Here is a 12658-nt window from a genome sequence, read left to right on the forward strand (position 1 = left end):
GAGCCAAAGATCGCCGGATGATCCGGGGCCAGGGGCTCGCCCAGTCGCTCCTGCCCTTTGATCCGTCGCGAGGGCTGCGACCGACTGACTTCCGACGATCACCACAAGCTGCGCTCCACCGAACCGAGGAACTGCGTGTTACAGAAATGGGGGTCGCAACGTTGTTCGCAGCGGCTCCATTGGCCGCGTGGGGACCGCTGGCGCTAGCGTGAAAGCTATGTCAGCGTCCCAGACCCTCGCAGCTCGGTACGAGCTGCGCGCAGTGCTGGGCCGAGGCGGGATGGCCGATGTCCACGACGGCTGGGACCTGCGGCTCGGACGGCCGGTCGCCGTCAAGGTGCTGCGTCCCGAGTACGCGTCCATTCCGGATATCCGGCGACGGTTCGAGGTGGAGGCCCGGGTGGCCGCCACGCTGAACCACCCGAACGTGGTGGCCGTTCACGACTGCGGCGAGGACGGCGGTGTTCCGTTCATCGTGATGGAACGGCTACCCGGCCGCACCCTCGCCGACGACATCGCCCGCGGACCACTCCCGGAGGCTCGAGCACGCGCAATTCTCGCCGACATACTCGCCGCCGTCGGCGCTGCCCACGACTGCGGGATTTTGCACCGCGACATCAAACCGGCCAACGTGCTGTTCAGTAGCACGGGTGTCGTGAAGGTCGCCGACTTCGGCATCGCGAAGAGCGCAGACAGTGGCCACACCACGACGGGTCAGGTGTTGGGCACCGTCGCGTACCTGAGCCCGAGTCGCATCGCGGAGAAACCGGCGACGGTCGCCGACGACCTCTATGCGGTGGGTGTTGTCGGATACGAGGCTCTCGCAGGACGCCGCCCGTTCGTCGGCGAGAACATTCTGTCGTTGGCCCGCGCGATCCTGGCAGGGGGCGCTCCCCCGCTGACCGAAGTGCGACCCGACGTCGACCCCGAGTTGGCGTCCACCGTCGAGAACGCGATGGCGTACGATCCTGCGCACCGATTCGGCGACGCCGCGGCCATGCGCAACGCGATTCTGGGCAATGCGGGACGAGTAACGGCATCCCCTCCGATGGGCGTGCCACCTCGAACCATGGCGTTCGCGCCCGCCACTCTGTCCGCGGCCCCACTCCCCGCGGCCGATCCCCGGCGGCCACGGAAGACGGGGCTGATCCTGGCGGCGATCGCCGCTGTCGTGGTAGCAGTGATCGTGGGCGCCCTGGCGATCGCCTCGCGCGATAACGACGGTGGAAGTCCCGCTGTGGCACCGGCAACGTCGAGTCAGGCTCCTACACCCTTGCCGACACCGACCGGCACCGAAGAACTTCCGGTTGCGCCACCTGTGTCGGTCGGCGTTCCCGTTCCTGTCCCACCGGTACAGAATCCCGAACCGCCGAATCCGAACGGCAACAGTGGGAACGGGAATGGAAACAACGGCGGGAACGGAAATAACAAGGACAAGGAGAAAGAGAAAGAGAACGGGCGCGGCGGGAACTGAGATCAGTCGCCTTGCGCGTCCCGTGCCTCTTCGAGTCGGCGAATAAGCGTGGCTGCGTCGAAAGGTCCGGTGTGCCGGGTGAGGTCGGTGCCCGTGGCTCCGAGATAGAACGTCGGTGTCTGCCGGAAGTCACTGGTCTGGGCGTCGAGTTCGTCGTCGTCGACGCGGTGGAGGTATTCACCGGTGCGCAGTTCCTCCTCGAACCGGTTCATGTCCAAGCCGAGTTCCGCCGCGTACCCGTAAATCTCGTCCTCATCGAGGGCATCACTGTTGGCGAACAGGTGATCGTGCATCTCCCAGAACCGGCCCTGCCGGTCGGCTGCCTCCGCGGCGTGGGCAGCGAAACGCGCATGCGGATGCACCTCGTCGAGAGGCAGATGCCGGAACACGTAGCGCAGCGCATCACCGAAATGCGCGCGCACGTCCCGGATGCTGCCGGTGGCCTTGGTGCAGAACGGGCACTCGAAGTCGCCGTACTCCACCAAGGTGAGCGGTGCGTCTACCGGTCCCCGTAGGTGATCACGCCCTGGCAGCACCGGCCGCAGAAGGGTAGTACCGATCGCCTCGGTCGGCGGAGTACGCCAGTCCGAGAACCGGAACAGCGCCCAGCCGAGGACGGTGGCGATCACCGCTGCCGTCAGGACGCCGACGCGTGCATCGTTCGCCAGGACAGGCGATTCGATGGCGAGATCGACGATGAACAATGAGATCGTGAAACCGATGCCCGCCAACGCGCTGCCGCCGCTGATCTGCGACAAGTTGAGTCCGGGTGGCAGGCTGCCCGGCCGCATTTTCGAGAAGAGTGCGGTGGAGGCGGTGATGCCGACGAACTTGCCGACCACGAGGCCGAGCACGATGCCCCAGGCGAGCGGCGACCTCACGGCGTCGGCGAGGGTCTGCCCGGTGACGACCACGCCGGCATTGGCGAGCGCGAAAATCGGCACCACGAGGAAGGCGGTGTACGGCTGATAGAACCGCAGGAGCCGCTCGTTGACGGACACAGCCCGCAGGACACCGAGCTGTGCGGCCCGGGCGTACTCGGAGTTCGGTGATTGCCGGAACGCGCGAGTAAGTTCGCCCGCCCGCTCCACGTCGCGGCGCCTCGGCGGATACACGGGAAGGATCAGGGCGATCAACACGCCCACGAGCGTGGGATGGACACCGGATTCGTAGAAGGCCACCCACGTACCGGCCGCGACGATGAAGTAGGCGACTCCACGCCACACCTCCAGTCGACGCAACTGCATGATCAGCAGTAGTCCCACCGCACCGAGCACGAGCGGACCGAGCCGCAGATTGTCGGTGTAGAAGAAGGCGATGATGGCGAGCGCGCCGATGTCGTCGGCGACCGCGAGGGTGAGGATGAACACGCGGAGTCGCGCAGGGCACCTCGGTCCGACGAGCGCCAGCGCACCGAGCACGAACGCCGTGTCCGTCGACACCACCACACCCCACGCGGCGGCCTCGTCGCCGCTCGGGTTGAGGGCGAGGAACAACGCGGCCGGCAACGCCAGACCGGCGATGGCGGCGACCAGAGGCACTGCGGCACGGGCTCTGTCGGTGAGCTCACCGATAGTGAGTTCCCGCTTCACCTCGAGGCCGACGACGAAGAAGAACAGCGTCATCAATGCGTCGTTGACCCAGTGCTTCAGGTCCAGGCTGATTCCGTAATCCCCGACCTGAATGGTGATCGGCGTGTGCCAGAACGACCCGTACGTAGTCCCGATGTTCGCCCACACCAACGCCAGAACGGTGGCCACGAGCAGGAAGCTTGCCGACAACGTGTCGTCGTCGGTGCCGTCACGAATTCCGGCAAGTCGCGCCGACAACCGTCCCAGACGTGTGGGATTGTCCTCGACCGCCATCTGTCCCCTCGCTCACGTTCATGCCGCCGCGCGACAGCTTAACGCGGCGTGCGGCCGGCGCCGGGTCACACGTAGTTGTCGACGACGAACTTCGTCAGACCCTTGCGGATGGTTCGGATCGCCTGCTTCTGCCCCTGCCGCAGCACCGCCTGAGGCAACCGGATCTTAGGATCGACCGACATCGTGACGCGCACAGAGGTGCCGCGCGACGTGGGCGTGAGGCGGTATTCACCTTCCTGACTCCGCTGCTTGTCGCTCTCGACGAGAACCCAGGACATCTGCTCGTCGTCGATCCACTTGTGCTCGGCCAACTGGGTGTCCGAGACACCGAGCACCGAGAGTGTCATCCGGACAGTCCGCGGTCGTCCGTCCTCGAACCGCGACTCCACGATGACTTTCTTGTGCACCGCCGACCACTCGGGGATCCGCTCGACATCGACAAGGGCACGCATGACCTGTTCGGGGGTTGCTTCGATCTCGAACTCGCCTGATACCGACAACGACATCGTGTCTCGCACCTCCATGTGCTCGGACCTCGGGAACGGATTGCGCCGTTCTCGGCAGACTAACCGCGGTTCAGGGGTCGGCGCTCGGTGACGGCCACCGTGACGATCAGAGGCCCTCGACGTAGCCCTCGAGCGCCGCAGCCAAATCCCGGGGGCGGGCCAAGGCGATCAGGTGTCCCGCATCGATCACGTCGGGTGCAATGCCCAGACGCTCCCGCACGATCCGTTTCACGAAATCGACAGGGAAGAGGCGGTCTCGACTGCCCGCGATCACACGGGTCTTCACGTGCGGCCACTCCTCCGCCCGCCATACCGTCTCGAACGGAGTGTCCGACATGGCGACCTCTTCGGCCTGGAACGCCTCCTCGATGAGCTCCTCCGGCACATCGTGGAAGAACAGTCCGCGCAGATCGTTGGTGGCGGCCGGGTCACGTCCCTCGCTGACCGCGAACGCACGCTGGGCCGCGGACTGGCCGGTGTTCTCCCACCACTCGCCCGCCGACTCCCCGGGCGCCGGAAGCATCGGAGCTACCAGGACCAACAGATCGACGTCGACGTCGGTTCGTTCACACACGATCGCCGCGGTAAACGCAGACATCGACTGCGCGACCAGCACGACGGGACCCTCGACGTCGCGCAACGCCTTGACGACGACGTCGGCGAACTCGTATTGACCTGCGCTCTCGTCGCTGTACGGCAGGTCGACGGTGATGGCGGCGTGCCCGTGGCTGGTCAGAATGGGCACGACTCGGTGCCAGTACCACGAGTCGGATCCGGCGCCGGGCAACAAGACGAAAGTCACGGCCATCTCATCGTCTCCCTTCCACGAGCAGAAGCACACCACGGTGCGGTCGCAGGAGCAACCCGATGTCGGCGTACGTCGTGCTGCCCGTTATGCGGAACTGCGCACAATCGCGGGCTCGAAGGACGATGCTGACCAGGTAAGTGGTGCACGTTTCGGGCTGCACACCAGCGCAGTCCACGAGTGCGAAGGAGCAAACTCATGATGGACTCATTCTGGGACTTCCTGTGGTACACGGTGGTCGTGTTCGCGTTCGTCGCTTACCTGATGATTCTGTTCCAGATTTTCGGTGACCTGTTCCGCGATCACGCTATGTCCGGGTTCACCAAAACACTCTGGATCATTTTCCTGATCGTGCTGCCGTACATCACTGCGTTCGTGTATCTCATCGCCCGCGGTCGTGGGATCGCGGAAAGGCAACTCGAGGCACACAACTCGGCGAGGCAGGCAACTGACCGTTACATCAGGGAGGTCGCCGGCAAGTCGGCTGCCGAGCAGATCGCCGACGCGAAAGCACTCCTCGACGCGGGCACGATCAACCAGGCCGAGTACGACACTCTCAAAGCGAAGGCGCTGGGCTGAGCAATATCACCAGCCCGATTCCCGCTATCGCGCATGGCGTTTGGACGACCCCGACGCGGACTCGAAGGTGCCGGCGCGCTTCGTGCGCGGGTGGCTCCGAGAGTTGACCGGACTCGTCGTCCCAGGACGGGTCGGGTCCGACACTGGTCGCAGGCCTCGGTCGTGCCGAGTTAACAGGTCGTGACACGACTATCACGCTCGTTCATGGGTACTACTTCCGTACCGATCTGTGCCGGGGAGGGACCATGACAACCGAGAACCAGGGCAACCGCACCGACGTCGACAAGGCGTTGCTCGGACACACCACTTATCGCAGCCTCGGCGAACAACAGCTCTCACCCGCCGAGGAGCGATTCGAGAAGGGCCGCCGCACGATCGGGCTCTTTCTCGCGCCACTGATCACGATCGTCTTCCTCGCCCTGCCGATCGACATACCGCCCAACCAGCAGACGTTGGCAGGCGTGCTGCTCGGCGTCATCGTATTGTGGGTGACCGAGGCGGTGCCGATCCCGATCGGCGGGCTGCTCGGGGTGGCGATCGTGGTGTTTCTGGGCGTGGCGCCGGCCGACGACGTGCTCGCCGCGTTCGGGTCGTCGACGATCTTCACGTTCATCGGAGCGTTCATCCTTGCCCAGGCGATGCTCAAACACGGCGTCGCACGGCGCTTCGCGTTTCGGATACTGACCCTTCCGCGTGTCGGCCAGTCCACCACCGGTGTGATCGTCGCGTTCGGTGCGATCACGTGCGGACTCTCGGCGTTCGTATCCAACACCGCGACCGTGGCCATGCTGCTGCCCACCGCCCTGGGGATCCTCGGCGTCATCGCGAAACTCATGCAGCGCCGCGGCGTCGTCGCCGAGGACTTCGATCCTCTGCGCGTCCGGGTGGGTGCCACGATCATGCTGATGCTCGCATACAGCGCAAGCGTGGGCGGCCTGCTGACACCGGTCGGGAGCCCACCCAACCTGATCGGACGCGGGCTCATCGAGGAGGCCACCGGGGAGCGGATCAGCTTCGGGCAGTGGATGGTGATGGCCATCCCGATCTGCCTGCTGATGTTCATCGCGCTCGCCATCATCCTGCTGCGCATCAACAAACCGGAGATCCGGCGCATCGAAGGCGTCGCCGACTACCTGGCGGAGCAGCGTGCAGAGATGGGTCCGCTGTCGCGTGCCGAGAAGAACACGCTCATCGCGTTCGGAGTCACGGTGACGCTGTGGATCCTGCCCGGCGTCGTCGCGGTGATCGCCGGCAACGACTCGGACCTTTACGGCACGATCAGCGACCGACTCGACGAGGGCATGGTCGCGGTCTTCGGCGCGGCGTTGCTCTATCTGCTGCCGACAGATTGGGGAAATCGCGTATTCACGCTGACTTGGCGGGACGCAGCAGAAATCGACTGGGGCACGATCGTGCTGTTCGGTAGCGGCATCATCTTCGGCTCATTGCTCGCCGACACCGGACTTGCCGAGACGATCGGCACATCCGTCGCGGATTCGCTGGGCCTGACGAGCGTCGTCGCCATCACCGTGTTCGCGGTGCTGCTGGCCATCGCCGTATCGGAGACGACGAGCAACACGGCGTCGGCGGCGGTCGTGGTGCCGATCGTGATCCCGGTGGCGTTGGCGGCCGGGGTCAACCCCTTCGTGCCCGCGCTCGCGGCCACATTCGCCGCATCGTTCGGATTCATGCTGCCGGTCTCGACGCCGCAGAACGCCGTGGTCTACGGCTCCGGAGCCGTCCGGATCACCACCATGATCCGAAGCGGAATCACCTTCGACATCGTCGGTGCGATTCTGATCATCGTCTTCCTGCCCCTGATGATCGCCGTGGTCGGCCTCGGCGGGGGGTGATCAGTCGTGCGGCCATGTCATCGACCGGGATCTGGTGCCATGACGCCCTCGCCTCGGGGGTGGCGACGGAACCACGAGGCATAGCGATCGGCCAGCGGCGCGGCAGTGAGTCCGTGGGCGAGCACCGAAAGTCCGATGGTGATGACGGCGGTGGTCAGTAGTAATTCCTCGTGGGGCAGCTCGCCGGATTCTTCGAAGATGAGGATGACGAAGACGATGGTCGCGAGTCCGCGCGGCCCGAACCATCCGAGGAAGGCGACGGTGGGGGCGCGCGGATGTGCCCCGACCAGCGACAGCGCGACGGGAACCATCCGGACAACGGTCAGACTCACGACCGCGTAGCCGAGCACGGCCCACGACAGATTGCCGAGAGCGGGGCCGAGCAGCACGGCGCCGAAGACGATGAAGGTGATCGCGTTGAACAGGTCACCGGCCTCGTCGAGAAGGTCGGCACCGTCACTGCTCTCGCCATCGCCGTGGTTGACCTCGGTGCGGTGGCGGATGGCGCCGAAGGTCAGGCCGCCGACGAACGCAGCGATGAAACCGGAACCGCCCAACGGCACGGCGACGGTGTACGCGAGTAGGGCCGCCGTCAAGGGAACGGTCTGCGCCCACAACGGGTCGATCGTGCGGTGGCGGCCGGCTATGACCAGGATCGCCGCCGCTATCGCCCCCGCACCGATTCCCGCGACGATGCCGTAACCGATCTGCTCGGCGACCAACCGGGCCGCGGCGCCGCCCCCGATCGCCCCTGCCTCGGCCTGCGCGATCGCCAGCACGATCAAGAACAGCGGCACGCAGATTCCGTCGTTGAGCCCGCTCTCGACGTTCAAACCCTGCCGTATTCGGGACGGCAGGATCGGCAGGGTGACCACGGCCTGGCCGAGAGCAGCGTCGGTCGGCGCGAGGATCACCGCAAGCAGGAGCGTCTCGGGCCACGCCAGATCACCGAGTAGGAACAGGGCTGCACCGAAACCGGCCGCGATGGTCAATGGCAGGCCGATGCCGAGCAGACGGGCGGGAAGGGCGATTTCGGCACGGAGGGCTGACAGGTCGACCCGGGAGGCGTCGGAGAAGAGTACCAGCGCGAGCGTCACCTCCGCGAGGAGTTTCACCGTTTCGGCGGCGGGATGCACGTCGATCAGCCCCACCGTGCTTGCACCGAGGAGCAGGCCGCCGACGGTGAAGACGATCGGGGCCGTGATCGGCGTGCCCGTAGTCCGGCCGGAGATCGCCGCATAGGCGAGCAGAATGGCGGCGATCGCGGGTAGCGCCCAGGTCATGGCGGACCGATTACTGGCGGGAGGTCGCGACCCGGACGACTTCGGCGGGGTCGACGAGGTGGGAGTGGTCGTCTTCGCCGACGTCGATCTTCACGACCTCGATACGACCGTTGAACTTGGCGGCACCGATGTAGTCGGTGCTCACCGGCATACCGAAGTCGTTGCCGATATCGGTGGTTTCGTCTGCCGAGAAGACCATCGGTTGCGTCTGGTCGACCCGGCCGCTGCCGACGCTCCGTCCGTCGATGTAGAGGGTGACGGTCCCGCCCTTCGCCAGACCGCCCCCGTCGTAGGCGAACTCGGCGCGGACCTGGTGACTGCCGGTGTCGAGGTCTTCAGTTGCCCCGACGACGAATTCGCTCATGCCGAGCAGGTTGTAGACGAATCTCACTCGTCCCTCCCTGACGTAGAAAGCCCAGCCGCCGAAGCGACCGCCCTGGGCGATGATGACACCGTTGGTGGGACCGTCCTTCGGCGTCTCGATCGCCGCGGTTACCGAAAACGACCGGTTCTTGATGTCGATCACGCTGTGTTCACTGAGCCGCTTCATCCCCGGGAACAACACCTGCGAGGTTCCCGTCACTAGTTGCGGTCGGCCGGCGATGGTCGGGTTCAGCCGCTCGAAGCGGCGGTCGTCGATGGGAAGAACGTTGAACTTCACCGCCTCGATCAACCAGAGCCGCTGCAGTGCAGCGAGTTTATCGGGCATCTCGGCGACGAGGTCATGGGCCTGCGACCAGTCGGTCGACCCGTCGTAGAGTTCCCACACGTCGTCATCAAGAGCGGGCAGCACCTCGTTCGGCAGCCACGGGGTGCTGTGCCGGGTGACCGCGCTCCAGCCCTTGTAGTAGATGCCGCGGTTACCCCCCATCTCGAAGTACTGCAGGTCGTGTCGTTCCGGCGCCTCCGGCTGATCGAAGCTGTACAGCATGCTCGGGCCCTCGAACGGGGCCTGCTGCACCCCATTGACGAACGTGGGCTCGGGCAGTCCGGCCGCCTCGAGCACCGTCGCTGCCACGTCGACGACATGGGTGAATTGCGACCGAACTTCACCCTTGCTGCGAATCCCGGCGGGCCAGTGGACGATGGTGCCGTTGCGGGTGCCACCCCAGTGCGAGGCGACCTGCTTGGTCCATTGGAACGGCGCACACATCGCCCACGCCCAGCCCACCGAGTAGTGGTTGTAGGCCTCCGGGGTGCCGAGTTTGTCCTTCACCTCGGCCATGAACTCCGGAGTCTCGATGGCGGCGAGACCGTTGAAGTTCGCCATCTCGTTGAATGCGCCGTTGATGGTTCCCTCGGCGGAGGCACCGTTGTCGCCGATGATGTAGTAGACGAGGGTGTTGTCGAGGGCGCCGATCGTCTCGATCGCGTCGATCACGCGGCCGACGTGAAAGTCGGTGTGCTCGAGGAATCCCGCGTACACCTCCATCTGGCGTTCCAGCACCGGTTTGAGTGCGTCGTCCATTTCCTCCCACCCGGGGATTGCCTCCGGGCGCGCCGTGAGTTCGGTGTCGGCGGGGACGACGCCGCGCCGCTTCTGCTGCTCGAGAATTGTTTCGCGTTGCGCGTCCCACCCGTCGGCGAATTGGCCGGCGTACTTGTCCGCCCACTCGGGGGGCACGTGATGCGGGGCATGCGTGGCCCCGGGTGCGAAGTACACGAAGAACGGTTTGTTCGGGGCGAGGGACTTCTGGCTGCGGATCCAGTCGATGGCGTGGTCGGCGAGATCCTCGGTCAGGTGGTAGCCGTCCTCGGGTGTCTTGTCCACCTCGATCGGCGCTACACCCTCGTACAGCGCCGGATAGTACTGGTTGTTCTCGCCGCCGATGAACCCGTAGAAGTGCTCGAAACCACCGCCGCCGGTCGGCCACGCATCGAACGGCCCGATCGGGGACGTCTGCCACGGCGGCACCTCGTGGCACTTCCCGAACTGAGCGGTCGAGTAACCGTTGAGTTTCAGGGTCATCGGCAGTGCGGCCTTGGTGTTCGGCCGCAGCCCGGACGAGCCCGGCGCCGAGGTCGCGGTCTCGGTGATCATGCCCATCCCCACCGAGTGGTGGTTGCGGCCGCTGAGAAGCGCGGCCCGGGTCGGCGCACACAGGGCGGTGGTGTGGAAGCGGTTGTAGGTGAGGCCGCCTGCCTGCAGGCGCTCCGCGGTCGGGGTGTGCACCGGGCCGCCGAAGGCGCTGGCTGCCCCGAATCCCACGTCATCGAGCAGGATTACCAGTACGTTCGGGGCGTTCTCCGGTGGGAGCAGCGGTTCGATCGGTGGAAAGGCCGTATCCGGATCCTTCGCGTCGTAGGTGATCAGTCCGAGATGCTGCCGGTCGGGTATGGGTAAAACCTCACGCCGCTCCACCATGACTACTCACAACCTCTTCCGTGTCGTCGGAACGCTCCCGGTCCTCCGCTGGTCCCGGAGTGCACAGCACTGCCCGACCTCAGCGTGCCCAGGCTCAGCCTGCCGGCACCTCACCCACTGCGGGTGAGCTCGCCACGCGGCCGGCCGGCGGAGTACTGACGGCGTTCGCCGATCTCACGGTGGAAGACTCCGAGGCGCGAGGAGGACGCCCCTCGTTGCAGATACCGACGCACGAAATGACCCGTCAGCGGCTCCGCCTCCCGCGCCCCAGCCGCTTGCCGACCCGATCGAACCATTCCAGGACGGCGCGCTCGTACACGATCCCGAAGTCCAATGTCGCCAAAGCATATTGGTTGGAGCTGTGCACTTCGGCCTCGCGTTCGTACTCGGCGAGCTGATGCTCGTGTGCGGTGCGGTGGGAATCCAGCATCGCGGCCAACCGCTCGGGCGGAAGATGCGCGCCGAACGCGACGGTGAGCAGCAATGGATAGCGAATGTTCTCCGCGGCGGGGTCGCGTTCGATCCAGTCCGCGAACGCCCGCCGACCCTCATCGGTGAGGGTGTAGGGCTTGCGCTCGCGGGTGCCCCGCTCCCCCGCCTCGATCAACCCGGCGCGCTCCATCGCTGCAAGCTCCCGATACACCTGGCTGGTTGTGATCGACCAGAACTTGCCGATGCGTTCCTGGGCGGTGACCACCAGGTCCCACCCCGTCTTCGATCCCTCGTGCAGGAAACCGAGAAGGGACGCCGCGGTGGCATTGAGGGGGCGTTCGGCCATGGCATCGTCCTTCGTAAGCGAGGGGTTGACATTCCACTGTGTCATATCGATCATAGAAGACATCGACATTCCACAGTGGAATGTCACCGCCGAGGAGGGTCCGATGGAGTACGCGGACAACATCCGGATATCCGATTCCGAACGCGAGCAGGTCGTCGACGAACTCGGCCGGCATCTCACCGCGGGGCGACTGACAATCGACGAGTTCGACCAGCGGGTAGCCCAGGCGTATCGGTCGGTCACCCAAGCACAGGTAAGACAGGTGCTGCGCGACCTTCCGGCCGCCCCCACACCTGCCCCGCGCGAGAGCCGATCAGCCCAGCCTGCACGCCGGCGTCTCCCGAGCCACCAACGCATCGAGTGGCTTGCCTGGCTCGCCGCCGGAAGCCTCAACATCGTGATCTGGGGCATCATCTCGCTCGCCACCGGCGCCATGATCTACTTCTGGCCGATCTGGGTGATCGGCCCCTGGGGCTTGGTACTACTGAGCCGAACGATGCTCGGCCGCGAAGGCACGTGCAACAAGGTCACGGGAACCGGGCGGTGCAATAACCGATTGAGCGCCGCGGCCCACAACTGAACACCACTCGACGCCGCAGCGCCGAAGGCCTCGTTCGCATGCAGGCAAGGCTATTCGCACACACGTTCGAATGGCTGGTAGACTCGGAGACGCGACGCGGAAAGACCCCCATCTGACGCGCACGCCCTACCGAGAAACCACCATCGCATCGAGTACGAGGTGAAGTCCGATGGACGAAGTGATGAGCAAGGCCGACGAACTCGAGCGCCTCGTACGCCGGCTCGCCGACCTCGATGACCAACGAGTCTGTATCGGCACCGAACTCGTCGGTTTGGAGCACTTTTTCCGCAAGGCCGGGTGCCCCGAACTGTCCCAACTGGCGTTCAACACGTTCATGAGCCGATACGTCGGGCGCGTTCTGGAGCTTGCCGACGGAATGCGCGAATGAGCGGGGTCCGGCGCACACCGCCGGACCGGCAGAGCACCTTGAAAGAACCCGGAGCTGGGGTGAAACACCAGTGCACTCCGCGGCGATACATTCAGTAGAGCCGCTGCTGGAGCCTCCAGCGACCGGACCACCACCACGGGATCGAGTCGAGAAATGTTCACCAATCACCTGTTCGGAGAAAT

Annotated in this window: 11 protein-coding genes; 5 read left to right on the forward strand and 6 right to left on the reverse strand. The window is 65.4% G+C overall.

Annotated features, from left to right (window positions below; translation table 11 throughout):
* Positions 1-217: 217 nt before the first annotated feature.
* The gene (locus tag JQT59_RS28555; RefSeq protein WP_213572910.1) at positions 218-1474 is read left to right on the forward strand and encodes a serine/threonine-protein kinase; all 1257 of its coding nucleotides are present in this window, start codon (positions 218-220) and stop codon (positions 1472-1474) included.
* A 2-nt stretch (positions 1475-1476) separates the two neighbouring features.
* Here JQT59_RS28555 and nhaA read toward each other — a convergent pair whose 3' ends face one another.
* The 3 genes from nhaA to JQT59_RS28570 form a co-directional block, all read right to left on the reverse strand.
* Positions 1477-3339 carry a Na+/H+ antiporter NhaA gene (gene nhaA, locus JQT59_RS28560; RefSeq protein WP_213572911.1) on the reverse strand — a complete coding sequence of 621 codons (1863 nt, stop codon included), beginning with the start codon at positions 3337-3339 and terminating at the stop codon, positions 1477-1479.
* A gap of 65 nt (positions 3340-3404) precedes the next feature.
* Positions 3405-3845 carry an SRPBCC family protein gene (locus JQT59_RS28565; RefSeq protein ID WP_109334961.1) on the reverse strand — a complete coding sequence of 147 codons (441 nt, stop codon included), beginning with the start codon at positions 3843-3845 and terminating at the stop codon, positions 3405-3407.
* Between the two features lie 106 nt (positions 3846-3951).
* Complete coding sequence (locus JQT59_RS28570) at positions 3952-4653, reverse strand: alpha/beta fold hydrolase (RefSeq protein ID WP_213572912.1); 702 nt, start codon at positions 4651-4653, stop codon at positions 3952-3954.
* 195 nt (positions 4654-4848) lie between these two features.
* Here JQT59_RS28570 and JQT59_RS28575 point away from each other — a divergent pair, with 195 nt between their 5' ends.
* A complete protein-coding gene (locus tag JQT59_RS28575; protein ID WP_213572913.1) occupies positions 4849-5229 on the forward strand; it encodes an SHOCT domain-containing protein in 381 nt (126 codons plus the stop codon).
* 245 nt (positions 5230-5474) lie between these two features.
* Positions 5475-7082, forward strand: a complete 1608-nt coding sequence (locus JQT59_RS28580) for an SLC13 family permease (protein WP_213572914.1) — start codon at positions 5475-5477, stop codon at positions 7080-7082.
* A gap of 17 nt (positions 7083-7099) precedes the next feature.
* Here JQT59_RS28580 and JQT59_RS28585 read toward each other — a convergent pair whose 3' ends face one another.
* The 3 genes from JQT59_RS28585 to JQT59_RS28595 all read right to left on the reverse strand — a co-directional run bounded on the left by JQT59_RS28585 (position 7100) and on the right by JQT59_RS28595 (position 11508).
* Positions 7100-8365: a cation:proton antiporter gene (locus JQT59_RS28585; RefSeq protein WP_213572915.1), complete on the reverse strand. Its 1266-nt coding sequence runs from the start codon at positions 8363-8365 to the stop codon at positions 7100-7102.
* A 10-nt stretch (positions 8366-8375) separates the two neighbouring features.
* Complete coding sequence (locus JQT59_RS28590) at positions 8376-10730, reverse strand: arylsulfatase (protein WP_213572916.1); 2355 nt, start codon at positions 10728-10730, stop codon at positions 8376-8378.
* Between the two features lie 244 nt (positions 10731-10974).
* Positions 10975-11508 carry a PadR family transcriptional regulator gene (locus JQT59_RS28595; protein WP_213578174.1) on the reverse strand — a complete coding sequence of 178 codons (534 nt, stop codon included), beginning with the start codon at positions 11506-11508 and terminating at the stop codon, positions 10975-10977.
* Positions 11509-11611: 103 nt separating this feature from the next.
* Between JQT59_RS28595 and JQT59_RS28600 the strand changes: the two genes are divergently transcribed.
* Entirely contained in the window at positions 11612-12088 is a 477-nt protein-coding gene (locus tag JQT59_RS28600; RefSeq protein ID WP_213572917.1) for a DUF1707 SHOCT-like domain-containing protein, read from the forward strand.
* Positions 12089-12257: 169 nt separating this feature from the next.
* On the forward strand, positions 12258-12476 hold the full coding sequence (locus JQT59_RS28605) for a hypothetical protein (RefSeq protein ID WP_109328315.1): 219 nt from the start codon (positions 12258-12260) through the stop codon (positions 12474-12476).
* Positions 12477-12658 lie beyond the last annotated feature (182 nt).

It is taken from the genome of Rhodococcus sp. USK13 (genome assembly GCF_018343855.1).
Taxonomy (GTDB): Bacteria; Actinomycetota; Actinomycetes; order Mycobacteriales; family Mycobacteriaceae; genus Rhodococcus_F; species Rhodococcus_F oxybenzonivorans.